General features: G+C 71.8%; 14 protein-coding genes and 2 pseudogenes. 8 read left to right on the top strand and 8 right to left on the bottom strand.

The window, feature by feature from the left end:
• Both QF037_RS13195 and QF037_RS13190 read right to left on the bottom strand, forming a co-directional pair.
• On the bottom strand, window positions 1-891 hold the full coding sequence (locus QF037_RS13195) for a hypothetical protein (protein WP_307024851.1): 891 nt from the start codon (window positions 889-891) through the stop codon (window positions 1-3).
• The gene (locus QF037_RS13190) at window positions 888-1,892 is read right to left on the bottom strand and encodes an SPFH domain-containing protein (RefSeq protein ID WP_307024849.1); all 1,005 of its coding nucleotides are present in this window, start codon (window positions 1,890-1,892) and stop codon (window positions 888-890) included. Before QF037_RS13190 ends, QF037_RS13195 begins: the two co-directional genes overlap by 4 nt.
• 118 nt (window positions 1,893-2,010) lie before the next feature.
• Here QF037_RS13190 and QF037_RS13185 point away from each other — a divergent pair, with 118 nt between their 5' ends.
• Together QF037_RS13185 and argF are read left to right on the top strand one after the other, a co-directional pair.
• Window positions 2,011-3,234, top strand: a complete 1,224-nt coding sequence (locus tag QF037_RS13185; RefSeq protein ID WP_307024847.1) for an arginine deiminase — start codon at window positions 2,011-2,013, stop codon at window positions 3,232-3,234.
• Window positions 3,235-3,316: 82 nt separating this feature from the next.
• Window positions 3,317-4,324, top strand: a complete 1,008-nt coding sequence (gene argF, locus QF037_RS13180; protein ID WP_307024845.1) for an ornithine carbamoyltransferase — start codon at window positions 3,317-3,319, stop codon at window positions 4,322-4,324.
• A 3-nt stretch (window positions 4,325-4,327) separates the two neighbouring features.
• Here the strand turns inward: argF and QF037_RS13175 are convergent, their stop codons facing one another.
• A complete protein-coding gene (locus tag QF037_RS13175) occupies window positions 4,328-4,780 on the bottom strand; it encodes an ATP-binding protein (protein ID WP_307024843.1) in 453 nt (150 codons plus the stop codon).
• A 286-nt stretch (window positions 4,781-5,066) separates the two neighbouring features.
• Between QF037_RS13175 and QF037_RS13170 the strand changes: the two genes are divergently transcribed.
• Both QF037_RS13170 and QF037_RS13165 read left to right on the top strand, forming a co-directional pair.
• A complete protein-coding gene (locus QF037_RS13170) occupies window positions 5,067-5,894 on the top strand; it encodes an enoyl-CoA hydratase family protein (RefSeq protein ID WP_307024841.1) in 828 nt (275 codons plus the stop codon).
• A gap of 84 nt (window positions 5,895-5,978) precedes the next feature.
• On the top strand, window positions 5,979-8,258 hold the full coding sequence (locus QF037_RS13165; protein ID WP_307024839.1) for a bifunctional salicylyl-CoA 5-hydroxylase/oxidoreductase: 2,280 nt from the start codon (window positions 5,979-5,981) through the stop codon (window positions 8,256-8,258).
• Between the two features lie 45 nt (window positions 8,259-8,303).
• Here the strand turns inward: QF037_RS13165 and QF037_RS13160 are convergent.
• From QF037_RS13160 to QF037_RS13150, 3 genes and pseudogenes are all read right to left on the bottom strand, one after another.
• Window positions 8,304-8,432: pseudogene (locus QF037_RS13160) on the bottom strand (sulfate adenylyltransferase subunit CysD); the annotation flags it as partial.
• Window positions 8,433-8,613: 181 nt separating this feature from the next.
• On the bottom strand, window positions 8,614-9,426 hold the full coding sequence (locus QF037_RS13155; protein ID WP_307024838.1) for a PaaX family transcriptional regulator: 813 nt from the start codon (window positions 9,424-9,426) through the stop codon (window positions 8,614-8,616).
• A 15-nt stretch (window positions 9,427-9,441) separates the two neighbouring features.
• Complete coding sequence (locus tag QF037_RS13150; protein ID WP_307037142.1) at window positions 9,442-11,121, bottom strand: AMP-binding protein; 1,680 nt, start codon at window positions 11,119-11,121, stop codon at window positions 9,442-9,444.
• Window positions 11,122-11,172: 51 nt separating this feature from the next.
• Between QF037_RS13150 and QF037_RS13145 the strand changes: the two genes are divergently transcribed.
• Together QF037_RS13145 and QF037_RS13140 are read left to right on the top strand one after the other, a co-directional pair.
• The gene (locus QF037_RS13145) at window positions 11,173-12,468 is read left to right on the top strand and encodes an acyl-CoA dehydrogenase family protein (RefSeq protein WP_307024836.1); all 1,296 of its coding nucleotides are present in this window, start codon (window positions 11,173-11,175) and stop codon (window positions 12,466-12,468) included.
• On the top strand, window positions 12,465-12,863 hold the full coding sequence (locus tag QF037_RS13140; protein WP_307024834.1) for a RidA family protein: 399 nt from the start codon (window positions 12,465-12,467) through the stop codon (window positions 12,861-12,863). The genes QF037_RS13145 and QF037_RS13140 overlap by 4 nt, the downstream gene beginning before the upstream one ends.
• A gap of 10 nt (window positions 12,864-12,873) precedes the next feature.
• Here QF037_RS13140 and QF037_RS13135 read toward each other — a convergent pair whose 3' ends face one another.
• Entirely contained in the window at window positions 12,874-13,056 is a 183-nt protein-coding gene (locus QF037_RS13135; RefSeq protein ID WP_307024832.1) for a DUF5999 family protein, read from the bottom strand.
• Between the two features lie 208 nt (window positions 13,057-13,264).
• Between QF037_RS13135 and QF037_RS13130 the strand changes: the two genes are divergently transcribed.
• Together QF037_RS13130 and QF037_RS50970 are read left to right on the top strand one after the other, a co-directional pair.
• Complete coding sequence (locus QF037_RS13130; RefSeq protein ID WP_373463954.1) at window positions 13,265-13,708, top strand: DUF6299 family protein; 444 nt, start codon at window positions 13,265-13,267, stop codon at window positions 13,706-13,708.
• 262 nt (window positions 13,709-13,970) lie between these two features.
• A pseudogene (locus QF037_RS50970) lies at window positions 13,971-14,153 on the top strand (FAD-binding protein); the annotation flags it as partial.
• Between the two features lie 184 nt (window positions 14,154-14,337).
• Here QF037_RS50970 and QF037_RS13120 read toward each other — a convergent pair.
• Window positions 14,338-15,324: an Lrp/AsnC family transcriptional regulator gene (locus tag QF037_RS13120; protein WP_307024830.1), complete on the bottom strand. Its 987-nt coding sequence runs from the start codon at window positions 15,322-15,324 to the stop codon at window positions 14,338-14,340.
• Window positions 15,325-15,402: the final 78 nt, after the last annotated feature.

Here is a 15,402-nt window from a genome sequence, read left to right as displayed (position 1 = left end):
TCAGCCGACCAGCCTCAGCCGCTCCGCGTACACACCCACGCGGACGCTCTGGCCCCAGGTCAGCTCCAGGGCGTCCGACTCCATCCCGTCCCCGAACGCGATCAGCCGTTCGGACTCGACGGTGAGGTGCAGGGCGGCCGACGCCGGCAGTTCGCCGGCCACCAGTGACGTACCGGTGGCCGGCGAGGGCCAGGCCTCGCGGACGAACCACAGCAGGCGGTCCTCGGTGGGGCGGGGCAGAGGCAGGCCGCTGCCCCGTTCCTGCCACACCGACCGCACCCACCCCGTCGCGCCCGTCCCCGTGCCCACCAGCACTCCGGAGGAAGCCTGGGCCTCGGCGGCACCCCCGTGGCCGTCGAGGCCCAGGCGGTAGCGGGCGGTCTGGTGGCCCGGGGCGCCCAGGTAGATCTCGTTGAGGGCGACCAGACGCTGGCTGTCGTCGGCGACCGCCTCGACCATGGTGAGTTCATCGACGGCAGGGGCGCCGGCCGTCAGGAGTCTCGCCGCGTCCTGGGGGCGATGGCGCACCAGCACACCCGGGTTGCGGCCGGGGTCGGTGTCGATGCCCACCACCGGTTGCCCGGAGAGGTACTTGGCCGCGTTCGCCACCAGTCCGTCCTGGCCGACCACGACCACCACGTCCTCGGGGGCGAACAGGAAGCGGTCCAAGTCGCCGCGTTCCACCCGTGACTGACGCCAGGTCAGAGGGATCGCCGCCGTCACCTCCGCGAGCGCGCGTCGCGTACGGCGGTGGCGCTCGGCCACCTCCTCGATGTCCCGGCCCCGGGAGGAGAGGAAGAAGGCGGCCTGGCCGTGGGTGCCGTGGTGGGCCACCAACTCCTCGTACTCCGTGGTGCGGTGGACGAGGACGACCCGCGGGGCGAGGCTCACGTCCGGTCCTGCGTGCCCAGCCTGGCCAGCAGCCCGGTCAGGACGTCCGGCGACACCGTCACGCTGTCGATGCGGGGGAGGTTCTCCGCCAGCCGGGTCGCGGTGAGCGCGTGCAGGACGGCCACGTCCACCTCCGTGTGCACCTGGAGCCACGCCGCCTGCGCCTGGGCCCGTGCCGCGCCCACCGCCTGCGCGCCCTCGGCCTCGGCGTGGGCCAGCCTGACCGATCGTGCCGCCTCCGCCTCGGCCCGTACCGCGTCCGCCGCCGCGTGCTCCTCCGCCTCCCGCCGGGCGTTCGTGCCGCGCTGCTCCACCAACTGCTCCTCGCGCCGGGCGAGTTCGATCTGGCTGGCCAGCTCGTTCTCGGCGATCGTCCGCTCCCGCTCGACCGCCACCGCCCGGCGCTCGTACGTCGCCCGGTCCGCCTCCTGCTGGATCTGCTCGCGGGCCGGGGTGCGCAGCGCCCGCTCCACCTCCGGCTCGGGTCGCAGCGCGACCACCCGGACGGCCACCACCTCGATCCCCGTGGCCGGCAGCCGCGGTTCCGTCGCCAGCCCCGCCGTCACCCGCTCCCGTACCGCCGCCACACCGTCCATCAGCGCCGCCGACAACGGCGTACGGGCCAGCACATCCAGCGCGTGCTGCTGTGCCGTCTCCGTGAGCAGCGTGCCCAGCTGCTCCAGCGGGGTGCCGCGCCACGCGCCCGTGTCCGGGTCGATCGAGAAGTCCAGGCGGGCCGCGGCGAGCGTCGGGTCGCTGATCCGGTAGGTCACGGTCGCCTGCACCGCCACGTCCTGGAAGTCGGAGGTGCGGGCGTGGAAGGTCATCGCCAACTCCCGGTCGTCGACCGGTACTTCGGAGAGCGCCGCGGTCAGGGCGCGGAACCAGAAGCTCAGGCCCGGACCGTCGTGCAGGAGCTTTCCGCCGCGGTGGTGCCGCACATGCGCGGTCGGTGCGCCACGCAGATGGCGCCAGCCCAGGCGCCGGGTGATGTCTGCCACGAGACCCTCTTTTCGTCTGGGCGACGATAACCCTCCGACATGATTGTCGTCAAGGAGACGAGAAAGGGAAGTGGTCAAGCGGGGGGTGAACACTGTCGCCGGTGGTCAGGATGGACTCATGGGATTCCATGTCGACTCCGAGGCCGGGCGGCTGCGCCGCGTCATCCTGCACCGGCCGGATCTCGAGCTCAAAAGGCTCACCCCCGGCAACAAGGACGCACTCCTCTTCGACGACGTGCTGTGGGTGCGCCGGGCGCGCGCCGAGCACGACGGGTTCGCGGACGTGCTGCGCGACCGCGGGGTCACCGTCCACCTCTTCGGCGACCTGCTCACCGAGGTCCTGGCGATCCCGGCGGCCCGCACCCTCGTCCTGGACCGGGTCTTCGACGAGAAGGAGTACGGCGTCCTGGCCACCGACCACCTCCGTGCCGCCTTCGCGTCGCTGCCCGCGGCCGAGCTGGCCGAGGCGCTCGTCGGCGGCATGACCAAGAGGGAGTTCCTGGACGCGCACGAGGAGCCGGTCTCCGTCCGCTTCCATGTGATGGACCTCGACGACTTCCTCCTCGCCCCCCTGCCCAACCACCTCTTCACCCGGGACACCTCCGCCTGGATCTACGACGGCGTCTCCGTCAACGCCATGCGCTGGCCGGCCCGGCAGCGCGAGACGGTCCACTTCGAGGCGATCTACCGGCACCACCCCCTCTTCCGCGACGAGACGTTCCGCGTGTGGAGCGAGGGCCAGGCCGACTATCCGTCCACCATCGAGGGCGGGGACGTCCTCGTCATCGGCAACGGCGCCGTCCTCATCGGCATGAGCGAGCGGACCACGCCCCAGGCCGTGGAGATGCTCGCGCACAAGCTGTTCGCCGCCGGGTCCGCCCAGACGATCGTGGCGCTCGACATGCCCAAGCGGCGGGCCTTCATGCACCTCGACACCGTGATGACGATGGTCGACGGCGACACCTTCACCCAGTACGCCGGGCTCGGCATGCTCCGCTCGTACACCATCGAACCCGGCGTCGGCGACAAGGAGCTCAAGGTCACCGACCATCCGCCGGAGCACATGCACCGCGCGATCGCGGCCGCCCTCGGGCTCAGCGAGATCCGCGTGCTGACCGCGACCCAGGACGTGCATGCCGCCGCGCGCGAGCAGTGGGACGACGGCTGCAACGTCCTCGCCGTCGAACCGGGCGTCGTCGTCGCCTACGAGCGCAACGCCACCACCAACACCCATCTGCGCAAGCAGGGCATCGAGGTCATCGAGATCCCGGGCAGCGAGCTGGGGCGGGGGAGGGGCGGACCGCGCTGCATGAGCTGCCCGGTCGAACGGGCGGCCGTATAGGCGCACAAGGGATTGCATAGAAATGCTGAGAGTCGTATAGACTTCCAAAGGTCCCTGTCACTCGTATCTCTGGAGCGCCCCCATGGCGACCGTCCCGACCGCCCTCGCCGGGCGCCACTTCCTCAAGGAGCTCGACTTCACCGGGCCGGAGTTCCTCGGTCTGATCGAGCTGGCCGCCGAGCTGAAGGCGGCCAAGAAGGCGGGGACCGAGACGCAGTACCTGCGAGGGAGGAACATCGCGCTGATCTTCGAGAAGTCCTCGACGCGCACGCGCTGCTCCTTCGAGGTCGCGGCGGCGGACCAGGGTGCCTCCACGACGTACATCGACCCCTCGGGCTCGCACATCGGCAAGAAGGAGTCCACGAAGGACACCGCACGGGTGCTGGGGCGGCTCTTCGACGCGATCGAGTTCCGCGGGGATGCCCAGGACACCGTCGAGACGCTCGGCGCGTACGCCGGAGTGCCGGTCTACAACGGTCTCACCGACGACTGGCACCCCACTCAGATGCTGGCCGACGTGCTGACGATGACCGAGCACAGCAGCAAGCCGGTCGAGGAGATCACCTTCGCCTACCTGGGCGACGCCCGCTTCAACATGGGCAACTCCTACCTGGTCACCGGCGCCCTGCTCGGCATGGACGTCCGGATCGTCGCCCCCAAGACCTACTGGCCCGCCCAGGACATCGTGGAAAGGGCCCGTCGGATCGCCGTCGACAGCGGGGCCAGGATCACCCTCACCGAGTCCCTGGAGGAGGGTGTCGTGGGCGCCGACTTCGTCGCCACGGACGTCTGGGTCTCCATGGGTGAGCCCAAGGAAGTCTGGGACGAGCGGATCACGGCTCTTGCCCCGTACGCCGTGACCATGGACGTCCTGCGCGCCACCGGCAACCCGGACGTCAAGTTCCTGCACTGCCTCCCGGCCTTCCATGACCTGGGCACGAAGGTCGGCCAGGAGATATACGACTCCCACGGCCTGGAGTCCCTCGAGGTGACCGACGAGGTCTTCGAGTCGTCCCACTCGGTCGTCTTCGACGAGGCGGAGAACCGGATGCACACGATCAAGGCGGTACTGGTGGCGACGCTGGCCTGACGGCTACGCGGGCTGCCACTGCGGTGGCACCGCCGACAGCCTGAACCACACCGCCTTGCCGGACTCGGTCGGGCGGTGCCCGCAGGACGAGCTCAGGGCGCGGATCAGCAGCAGGCCGCGCCCGTGCTCCTGCCAGGGGTCCGGCTCGGTGTCCACGGGACGGGTGAGGTTGCCGGGCGGCGCCGGGTCCGGGTCGTGCACCTCGACCTGGCAGCCGCTGGGCAGCAGCTCCACGACGAGCTCAATCGGGGCGTCCCCGGCGGTGTGCTCCACGGCGTTCGCGACCAGCTCGGCCGTCAGCAGCTCAGCGGTGTCGCTGTCGGCCCCGTGCTTCAGCTCGGCCAGCGCCGTGCGCACCAGCGCGCGGGCGACGGGCACAGCAGCCGCCGAGTGCGGCAGCGCAATGCGCCAGGAGGCGGAGGCTGAGGGGCGATCTTGCAAGGCGGTTCCGTTCATGAGCAGGCTGTCCTGCTTTCAACCTTAGGAATGGTACGGCGCCGCCCGGCAGAGGCATCCGACGGGCACCGTACGGGACCTTCGACCCCGTTACCGGGCGGCTTACCCCCTACAACGCCCTCCCTCGCACGGCTGCTCCCGCCGTAGCGGCTCTGTCGACGAGCCGTGACAGATGTGACCGGCCCAGGTCACACCGTTAGGTGTTATCGCGCACTCGTGACGGCAGTCAAAGATGAGTGATAGTTTCGAAGGGTAGAGCGCACCTCGTCTGGGGAGGCCGCACCGCATGAGTCCCTTCACCGGCTCCGCCGCCCGCACCACCCGCTGGGAACATCTGCGCGTGGAGGTGGCGTCCGGCGTCGCCACCGTGACCCTCGCCCGCCCCGACAAACTCAACGCGCTCACCTTCGGCGCCTACGCCGACCTGCGCGACCTGCTCGCCGAGCTCTCCCGGGAGCGGTCGGTACGCGCCCTGGTGCTGGCCGGCGAGGGCCGCGGCTTCTGCTCCGGCGGCGACGTGGACGAGATCATCGGCGCGACCCTGTCGATGGACACGGCCGAGCTCCTCGACTTCAACCGGATGACCGGGCAGGTCGTGCGGGCGGTACGGGAGTGCCCGTTCCCGGTGATCGCGGCCGTGCACGGCGTGGCGGCGGGCGCGGGGGCGGTACTGGCCCTGGCGGCGGACTTCAGGGTGGCGGACCCCACGGCCCGGTTCGCCTTCCTCTTCACCCGGGTGGGACTGTCCGGCGGCGACATGGGCGCGGCGTACCTGCTGCCCCGGGTGGTGGGCCTCGGCCATGCGACCCGCCTGCTGATGCTCGGCGAACCGGTGCGGGCACCCGAGGCCGAGCGCATCGGCCTGATCAGCGAACTGACGGACGAGGGCGCGGTGGACGAGGCCGCCCAGACCCTGGCCCGCCGCCTGGCCGACGGCCCGGCACTGGCGTACGCCCAGACGAAGGCACTGCTGACAGCGGAACTGGACATGCCGCTGGCGGCGAGTGTGGAACTGGATGCCTCGACGCAGGCGCTGCTGATGAACGGCGAGGACTACGCGGAGTTCCATGCGGCGTTCACGGAGAAGCGCCCTCCGAAGTGGCAGGGGAGGTAGGGCGTGTTTTCGGTCGACGGGACTGCGCCGACTCCAGGGGCGCGGGGAACTGCGCGACCAGCCACAGACAACCCGCAGTCGCCGATGATCACAAGTCACCCCCTACAGGTGGCGATCATCGGCGGCGGCCCCGGCGGCCTCTACGCGGCGGCATTGCTGAAACGCCTCGACCCCGCCCGCGAGATCACCGTCTGGGAACGCAACGCCCCCGACGACACCTTCGGCTTCGGAGTGGTCCTCTCCGACGAAACCCTGGGCGGCATCGAACACGCCGACCCCTTCGTCTACGAGGCCCTCCAGCAGGACTTCATCCGCTGGGACGACATCGACATCGTCCACCGAGGCACCCGCCACACCTCCGGCGGCCACGGCTTCGCCGCCCTCGGCAGAAAACGCCTCCTCGACATCCTGCACACCCGCTGCCACGACCTCGGCGTCGACCTCCGCTTCCGCACCGAGGCCCCACCCGACCTCGCGGCCACCCACGACCTCGTCATCGCCGCCGACGGAGTCAACAGCACCACCCGCGAGGCCCACGCCCACGCGTTCCGCCCCCATGTGACCACCCACCACTGCCGCTACATCTGGCTCGCCGCCGACTTCGCCTTCGACGCCTTCCGCTTCGAGATCGCCGAGACGGAACACGGGGTGATGCAGCTGCACGGCTACCCGTACGCGGCAGACGCCTCGACGGTGATCATCGAGATGCGTGAGGAGGTCTGGCAGGCGGCCGGTTTCGCGGACCTGGGCGAACAGGAGTCGGTCGAACGCTGCGCCAAGATCTTCGCGGACGCGCTCGGCGGCAGGTCGCTGCGCTCCAACAAGTCCGCGTGGACCACCTTCCGTACGGTCGTCAACGCACACTGGTCCCACGGCAACACCGTCCTCCTCGGCGACGCCGCCCACACCGCGCACTTCTCGATCGGCTCGGGCACCAAGCTCGCGGTGGAGGACGCCCTCGCCCTGGCCGCCTGTCTGGAGGAACAGCCGTCACTGGAGCAGGCGTTGGCCGCCTACGAGACGGAACGCAAACCCGTCGTCGCCTCCACACAGCGCGCCGCCCGCGCCAGTCTGGAGTGGTTCGAGAACCTCGGACGCTATCTCGACCAGCCGCCCCGCCAGTTCGCCTTCAACCTGCTCACCCGCAGCCGCCGCGTCACCCACGACAACCTGAGGCTGCGCGACGCCCGCTTCACCGGAGCCGTGGAGCGCGAGTTCGGCTGCCCGCCCGGTACGCCCCCGATGTTCACCCCGTTCCGGCTGCGCGGCCTGACCCTGCGCAACCGGGTCGTGGTGTCACCCATGGACATGTACTCGGCGACCGACGGCCTCCCCGGCGACTTCCACCTCGTCCACCTGGGGGCGAGGGCGCTCGGCGGTGCGGGGCTGGTGATGACCGAGATGGTGTGTGTCAGCGCGGAGGGGCGTATCACCCCGGGCTGCACCGGCCTCTACACCGGCAAGCAGGCCGAGGCCTGGAAACGGATCACCGACTTCGTGCACGCCCGGGCGCCCGGCACCGCGATCGGCGTCCAGCTCGGCCACAGCGGCCGCAAGGGCTCGACCAAGCTGATGTGGGAGGGCATCGACGAGCCGCTGCCCGACGGCAACTGGCCCGTCGTGGCCGCCTCCCCGATCCCGTACGGGCCCGGCAACCAGACCCCGCACGAGCTCACCCGCGCCCAACTCACCGACCTGCGCGAACAGTTCACCGCCGCCGCCTGGAGAGCCGCCCGGGCCGGTTTCGACCTGCTCGAACTGCACTGCGCGCACGGCTACCTGCTGTCCGGATTCCTCTCCCCGCTCACCAACCGCCGCACGGACGCCTACGGCGGCACCCTCGCGAAGCGGCTCCGGTTCCCCCTCGAAGTCTTCGACGCCATACGGGGCGTATGGCCGGAGGAACGGCCCATGACGGTCCGGATCTCCGCCACCGACTGGGCGCAGGGCGGTACGTCCGCCGAGGACGCCGTCGAGATCGCCCGCGCCTTCGCCGCGCACGGCGTCGACGCGGTCGACGTGTCGACCGGGCAGGTCGTCGCGGACGAACGGCCCGCGTACGGGCGGTCGTACCAGACGCCCTTCGCGGACCGCATCCGCCATGAGACCGGCGTCCCGGTGATCGCGGTCGGCGCGATCTCCTCCTGGGACGACGTCAACTCCCTGATCCTGGCCGGGCGTACGGATCTGTGCGCCCTCGCCCGCCCGCACCTCTACGACCCGCACTGGACGCTGCACGCCGCCGCCGAGCAGGGGTACGAAGGGCCCGGCGTCGACTGGCCGACCCCGTACCGGGCGGGCAGCCGGCGCCCGCAGACCGGACGCACGGACGCCCCCAAGCCCCGCCTGACGCTGGGGACTTGAGCGCATCCGACATCCTGTTTGTAAGGCAGGAGCTCTAGAGCAGAACTCGCCGGGGGCGTGGCGGCCGTCGCAGAGGTTCCACAGTTCGGGGCGCTGGCGGCGCGGTCCCACTGCGAGAACTCGTCCCGCAGGTAGAACTACCCGCTCCTTGGCGCGGGCCTTCTCTCTGGAGCGGGGTGCGTCATCGTCATGCTGCACCTGGCACCGAAGGCGTTCGCCCCCGCGGCGCCCCCTTCTCGGTGGTCGCGGTACTCACACCAGCCCCCGCTCCGCCGGCACCGCGTACACCGCGGCCGCCGACTCCTGCGGGGTCGGCGCCTGTGTCTCCAGAGCCGGCGCCGCGTCCACCGGGAGGTCACACCCCGGCGAAGCCCGCCCCCGCGTCCCGCAGCCGCCGGTGCAGCCCCCGGAACACCGCCGCCGAGCGGCTGCCCGGCCAGTCCTCCGGGAGCAGCCGGGCGGGCAGTCCGGGATCGGCGTAGGGGAGGTGGCGCCAGGAGTCCAGGGCGAGGAGATAGTCGCGGTAGGCCTCCTCGGGCGGAGTGTCCTCGCGCTGCTCCCAGTCCCGCAGCACGCGCGCGTGGCGGGCGAGGAAGTCCTCGTGCTCCTTGGCGATCGCCGCGAGATCCCACCAGCGGGCCACGGACTCGGCGGTCGGGGCGTAGCCGAGGTGCTCGCCGCGGAAGAAGTCGACGTACGGGTCGAGGCGGAGCCGCTGGAGCACGTGCCGGGCCTCCTCGTACAGCCGCGCGGGCGCGATCCAGACGCCCGGTGCCGCGGTGCCGAAGCCGAGACCGGCCAGCCGTGAGCGCAGCACGTGCCGCTTCTGCCGCTCCGACTCCGGCACGGAGAACACGGCGAGCACCCAGCCCTCGTCCTCGGGCGGTTCGACGGCGTAGATGCGCCGGTCGCCGTCCTCCATCAACTGGCGGGCGTCCGGCGACAGTTCGTATCCCGCCGCGCCCTGCGTCGTACGGGCCGGCACGAGCAGCCCGCGCCGTTTGAGTCTGGACACCGACGAACGTACCGAGGGGGCGTCCACGCCCACCGCCGCGAGCAGCCGGATGAGCTCGGCGACCGGTACCGGGCCGGGCACGAAGCGGCCGTAGGCGCCGTAGAGCGTGACGATGAGAGACCGTGGTGCATGCTGGTCGGACACGTTGATCATCTTAGGTCGTCGGCATCACTGCTGGTCACCCCCGGTGCGCAACCTGAACCTCTGGAGCTTGCCGGTCGCCGTGCGGGGCAGCGCGTCCAGGAAGGCGATCTCGCGGGGACACTTGTACGGCGCCAACTCCGCCTTCACGAACGCGCGCAGCGCCTCGGCGTCCCGCTCGGCGCCCTCCTTGACCACGGCGTACGCCACCACGACCTGCCCGCGCGCCTCGTCCGCCCGCCCCACGACCGCGGCCTCCACGACGTCGGGGTGGCGCAGCAGCGCGTCCTCGACCTCGGGGCCCGCGATGTTGTACCCGGCCGAGATGATCATGTCGTCCGCGCGGGCGACATAGCGGAAGTAGCCGTCGCTCTCCCGGACGTATGTGTCCCCGGTGATGTTCCAGCCGCCGCGCACATACTCCCGCTGCCGCGGATCGGCGAGATAGCGGCAGCCGACGGGCCCGCGCACGGCGAGCAGCCCGGGCTCCCCGTCGGGCCTGTCCCGGCCGTCCTCGTCGACCACGCGCGCGTGCCAGCCCGGTACGGGCACCCCGGTGGTCCCCGGCCTGATCTGCTCGTCGGCGGCCGAGATGAAGATGTGCAGCAGCTCGGTCGCGCCGATGCCGTTGATGATCCGCAGCCCGGTCCGCTCGTGCCAGGCCCGCCAGGTGGCCGCGGGAAGGTTCTCGCCCGCGGAGACACAGCGGCGCAGGGAGGTGGTGTCGTACGCGTCCAGCTCGTCGAGCATCGCGCGGTAGGCGGTCGGCGCGGTGAACACGACGGAGACCCGGTGCTCGGCGATCGCGGGCAACAGCTGCCTGGGACCGGCCTGTTCGAGCAGCAGCGCGCTGGCTCCGGCCCGCATCGGGAAGACGACGAGCCCGCCGAGGCCGAAGGTGAACCCGAGCGGGGGACTGCCCGCGAAGACGTCGTCCGCCTGTGGGCGCAGCACATGCCGCGAGAAGGTGTCGGCTATCGCGAGCACATCCCGGTGAAAGTGCATGCACCCCTTGGGGCGCCCGGTGGTGCCGGAGGTGAAGGCGATCAGCGCCACGTCGTCGGCCGCGGTCTCCACGGTGGGGTACGGCGTGTCCGGCGCCGTCCGGTTCAGCAGGTCGTCGGGCGCGTCACCGCCGTAGGCCGTGATCGTGAGCCCCGGTATCTCGGCCTTCGCGAGGTCGTCGACCGCCCGGATGTCGCACAGTGCGTGCCTGACCTGCGCGATCTCACACATGGTCGCCAGCTCGTGCGGCCGCTGCTGCGCCAGCACGGTCACCGCGACCGCGCCCGCCTTCAGCACCGCCAGCCAGCAGGCCGCGAGCCAGGGCGAGGTCGGCCCGCGCAGGAGCACACGATTGCCGGGTACGACGCCGAGGTCCCCGGTGAGGAGATGTGCCAGCCGGTCGACGCGGGCGCGCAGGGTGCCGTACGTCCACGTGTCCTCGGTGGGGCTGTGGAACACCGGGTTGTCGTCGGGCGGGCCGGTCAGCAGCTCGGCGGCACAGTTCAGCCGATCGGGGTACCGCAGCTCCGGCAGTTCGAAATGGAGTTCGGGCCACTGGTCCGGGGGCGGGAGATGGTCGCGCGCGAAGGTGTCGACGTGCGCCGAGAGGTTCATGGCGGATCGCCCCCTGCCTGATGGCTGCTGCCTTGTGGGCATGGTGAGTGGGCTCGCGCAACGAGCGTATCGCCTTGGTGACGACAGTCAATGGAACGCGATATCGTCATAGAGTCCAGTGGAGAGAGAGGACCGGCAATGCCCGCATTCTCGCTCGATCCGGTACGAACCGCCTGGTGTGCGGAGCTGCGGGCCATGGCCGCGGAGCGGCTGCGCCCGCTGGCGGAGAAGGGCGAGCCGGGGCACGTGAACCGGCCGCTGGTCGCCGAACTCGGCCAACTGGGCCTGGTGCGGCGGCTGTTCACCTCCGGTGCGCTCGACCTGTGCCTGATGAGGGAGTCCCTCGCCTATGCCTGCACCGAGGCGGAGACCGCGCTCGCGCTACAGGGGCTGGGTGCCCATCCCGTGCACGCGTACGGGACACCGGCGCAACGGGAGCGCTGGCTGACCCCGGTGGGCGAGGGCCGCGCGGTGGCCGCGTTCGCGCTGAGCGAGCCGGGCGCCGGCTCGGACGCGGCGGCGCTGGCGCTGCGAGCGGAGCGGGACGGAGTGCCTGGCGGCGAGTCGGGTGTGGGCACTCCCGGTGGCGGTGGGCGGCGTGCGGATGCCCCCGATGCATGGCCGCCCGCGGGTGGCCCCGGCGTCGAGGCGGCTGTCGGTGCCGGGCCGGAAGGTGGAGCGCTCGGCGCCGAGTCCGACGGTTCCTCCAGCTGGCGTCTCACCGGTGAGAAGTGCTGGATCTCCAACGCGCCCGAGGCCGACTTCTACACCGTCTTCGCCCGCACCACCCCCGGTGCCGGAGCCCGCGGTGTGACCGCCTTCCTCGTCCCCGCCGACCGTCCCGGACTCACCGGCACCGCAATCGACATGCTCTCCCCGCACCCCATCGGCGCCCTTGCCTTCGACGCCGTACCGGTCACCGCCGACGACATTCTCGGCGAGCCCGACCGCGGCTTCCGGGTGGCGATGGGCACCCTCAACCTGTTCCGCCCCAGCGTCGGCGCCTTCGCGGTCGGCATGGCCCAGGCGGCCCTGGACGCGACCCTCGCCCACACCACGCAACGGGACGCGTTCGGCGGCAAGTTGAAGGACCTCCAGACCGTCGCCCACCGGGTCGCCGAGCTCGCCCTGCGCACCGACGCGGCCCGCCTGATGGTGTACGCGGCGGCGACGGCGTACGACGAGAACGCCCCCGACGTCCCCAAGCGCGCCGCGATGGCGAAGCTGCTCGCCACCGAGACCGCGCAGTACGTCGTCGACGCCGCCGTCCAACTGCACGGCGCCCGCGCCCTGCAACGCGGCCACCTCCTCGAACATCTCTACCGCGAGGTACGCGCCCCGCGCATCTACGAGGGCGCGAGCGAGGTCCAACGCGGCATCATCGCCAAGGAGTTGTACAAGGAGTTGAACGTGGAGACGGAGGCGCCCCGGTGAGTACCGAGCGCGTGAACCCGCCCCATCTCTCCCCGCCCGCCGGCTTCTCCCACGCCGTCGTCGCCACCGGCACCCGCGTGGTCTTCCTGGCCGGCCAGACCGCCCTCGACACCGACGGGAAGGTCGTGGGGGAGGGGCTCGTGGAGCAGTTCGAGAGGGCGCTCACCAATCTGCTGGGAGCGTTGACAGCGGCCGGCGGCACCCCCGCCGACCTCGCCCGCGTCACCGTCTACGCCACGGATGTCGCCGATTACCGCACCCGAGCCGCCGAACTCGGGGGTATCTGGCGGAGGTTGGCGGGCCGGAACTATCCCGCGATGGCCGTCGTCCAGGTCGTACGCCTGTGGGACGAGGAGGCGCTGGTGGAACTGGACGGCTTCGCGGTCCTTCCCTAGATCCCGGGATTCAGGCCGCCATGGCCAGTCGCTCGACCGGCCCCACGGCACTCCCGTCCGGCCGCAGCTCCCCGGTGTCGTCGAAGACGATCGCCCCGTCGCACAACAGGCTCCACCCCTGCTCGGGATGGGCGGCCACGACGTGCGACGCGGCGGTGTCGGAGGAAGGGCACGAAGTCTGGTGGGAACACATGTCGCACCTCCAGGTCGGAGGACGATCCGTACGGTCGTCCCTATGGATAGACCATGCTCCCGCCGAGAACTCATAGGAACGGCCGGACGCCAACCGTGACAACACGCGGACAACACCAGGACCGATCCACGAAGACCGCTGCGGACTCGCCACCGAAGGAGTGACGATCACGCCCGTCCGGGCGCCTGACCGGCGCGAGTGGGGGATCCTGTTCCGCTCATTCGGAAGGCACCCCCATGCCCGTACGCCCCGCCCTCGTCTCGCCGCGCTGCTCCTTCTGGCCGCGGCCCCCACCGCCACCGCCGACCCCTACGAGACGGTCACCGTCGACCCGGCCGGCAGCATCGCCGCCGACGGCACGGTCACCCTCTCCGGCACCCACCGCTGTCTCGGCACCTCGGGCCCGGTCTTCGTGAGCTCCTCCGTGGGGCAGAAGTCCCCGTCCGTCCGCCACGGCATCGGCGGCACCCAGGCCGTCTGCGACGGCGTCGAGCACCGCCGGCAGAACACGGGCACGCCCTCGCCCGGAGCGCTCGAGCCGGGCACGGCCCACGTCGAGGCCACCGTCATGGAACTCGCCCCGCAGGGCGGCCTGCCCCTGCCCCGGTTCCACGCGTCCCGGCAACAGGACGTCACGCTGACCGAGGGCTGACCGCCGGCCAGGTGGTGAGCGCCCACCGCCAGTGAAGCGCGCGCAGTTCGGGCGGGGGAGCGGCGGGTGCGACCACCACCAGGGCGCCCGGATCGATCTCCGCCTGCTGCGGCGGCCTCGGGTACAGCCCGGCCAGGTGCCCCTCCACGACCGCCGTCGCCGCGCGGGCGGGCAGTGCGGGTCCGCGGGGTCGGCGGCGAGGCAGTGGTACCGGCCCGCGGCGTTCGGTCGCAGACCTGCCCGCGCCAATTCCCCGGCGGACGGCACCAGTCCGCCGAGCAGCAGCCGGGTGCGCAGGGCTCCGGTCTCACGCGGCGGCTCCTGCCCCATACCGGGCCTGTACGCGGCCGGAGAGGTCGCCGGCTTCGGCGGCGGGGTCCACGGCTACCGCTCCCTGGAGGGCACCTTCCTCGGCGGCTGCCTGTTCTCGAGACGCCCCGGTGGCCTGGTCTGGCCGCGGTGGCTGGCTGGGTTGCGCTGCGGTGGTTCCGTTCAGCTTTGGTGGTCGGGTTCAGGTCCGGTGGCCTCGCTCAGCCCCGGTGGCCGGGTTCAGGCTCGGTGGTCGGCTGGGTTCCGCTGCGGCGGTCCCATTCAGCTTCGGTGGTCCGGCTCAGCTCCGACGGCCCGGTTCAGCCCCGGCGACCCGGCGGTCCCGGGGGGCGGATCGGGCCGACGGCCTTGAGGGTGCGCAGTACCGGGGCCGTCTCCAGGGTGCGGATCGCCTTCACCGCTCCCAGGCCGTGGGTGAGGTACTGGTAGAGGGCCGCGGTGTCCGGGCACAGGGCGTGTGCCACGAGGTTGGTGGGTCCGGTGGTGTGGGCCACGAAGGCGAGTTCGTCGTGGCCGGCGAGGGCGGTCGCCACCTCGTCCAGATGGGCCGGGGCGGCCGCCATCCACAGCAGGGCCCGGACGCTGCCGCCCAGCAGCGCCGGGTCGATCTCGATGTCGAAGAAGACCGTCCCGCAGGCGCGCAGATGGTCAAGGCGGCGCGAGACCGTCGCCGGGGACCAGCCCGTGTCGACGGCGAGCTCGGCGACACCGGCCCGGCCGTCCCGTCGTAGCGCGTCCAGCAGGGCGTGGTCGGCGGGGGAGAGCTGCACCTGGTCGTGGCGCTCGGGCGGCCTCGCCCCGACCAGCATCCGCTGCTGCCGTGCGGTCAGGGCGTTGGCGCTCATCCGCCAGGGGGTGCGCCAGCCCAGATAGGTGTGGAGCAGGTGATGGGCCGAGACGGCGGTGAGCCCCACACTGGGCGGCAGTTCGTGCAGCAGCAGCGAGTGCCCGTGCGCCATGCCCAGCGGAGTCTCCAGCACGGCGACGATCTCGGTGCCGCCGCCGGTGAGATACACCCACGAGGTGTCCGCGCGGCGCACCAGGGCGTGGGCGAGGTCCAGGGCGGTCTCGGGCTCGGCGGTCAGCCGCAGCAGCCACTGCTCATGCCCTGTCAGCTGAGGGTCGGGCAGCCCGACGACCCGCAGCGCCGCCTGCTCGCGCAGCCGCTCGTAGCGCCGCGAGACGGTCTGCGGGGACACCTCCAGGACGGCCGCCAGCTGGGTGAAGGAGGCGCGTCCGTCGATGTGCAGCGCGTGGATCAGGGCGCGGTCGAGTTCGTCGAGCATGCGCACACCATCCTTCACGCAGCCTGGGGCGGCAGGGCGGGACACGGCGGTGTGGTTCACCGCCACGGGCAACGCGCG

The sequence above is a fragment of the Streptomyces canus genome (assembly GCF_030815415.1).
In the GTDB taxonomy this organism is placed as follows: domain Bacteria; phylum Actinomycetota; class Actinomycetes; order Streptomycetales; family Streptomycetaceae; genus Streptomyces; species Streptomyces canus_F.
The sequence above is the reverse complement of the archived record's forward strand: the minus strand, read 5'-3'. Positions and strand labels throughout refer to the sequence as shown.

What these genes read in the sequence shown, in the direction of transcription:
- QF037_RS13185 (WP_307024847.1), top strand. Translation starts at nt 2,011, where the DNA reads ATGGGATTCCATGTCGACTCCGAGGCCGGGCGGCTGCGCCGCGTCATC.
- argF (WP_307024845.1), top strand. Translation starts at nt 3,317, where the DNA reads ATGGCGACCGTCCCGACCGCCCTCGCCGGGCGCCACTTCCTCAAGGAG.
- QF037_RS13175 (WP_307024843.1), bottom strand. Translation starts at nt 4,780, where the DNA reads ATGAACGGAACCGCCTTGCAAGATCGCCCCTCAGCCTCCGCCTCCTGG.
- QF037_RS13170 (WP_307024841.1), top strand. Translation starts at nt 5,067, where the DNA reads ATGAGTCCCTTCACCGGCTCCGCCGCCCGCACCACCCGCTGGGAACAT.
- QF037_RS13165 (WP_307024839.1), top strand. Translation starts at nt 5,979, where the DNA reads ATGATCACAAGTCACCCCCTACAGGTGGCGATCATCGGCGGCGGCCCC.
- QF037_RS13155 (WP_307024838.1), bottom strand. Translation starts at nt 9,426, where the DNA reads ATGATCAACGTGTCCGACCAGCATGCACCACGGTCTCTCATCGTCACG.
- QF037_RS13145 (WP_307024836.1), top strand. Translation starts at nt 11,173, where the DNA reads ATGCCCGCATTCTCGCTCGATCCGGTACGAACCGCCTGGTGTGCGGAG.
- QF037_RS13135 (WP_307024832.1), bottom strand. Translation starts at nt 13,056, where the DNA reads ATGTGTTCCCACCAGACTTCGTGCCCTTCCTCCGACACCGCCGCGTCG.
- QF037_RS13120 (WP_307024830.1), bottom strand. Translation starts at nt 15,324, where the DNA reads ATGCTCGACGAACTCGACCGCGCCCTGATCCACGCGCTGCACATCGAC.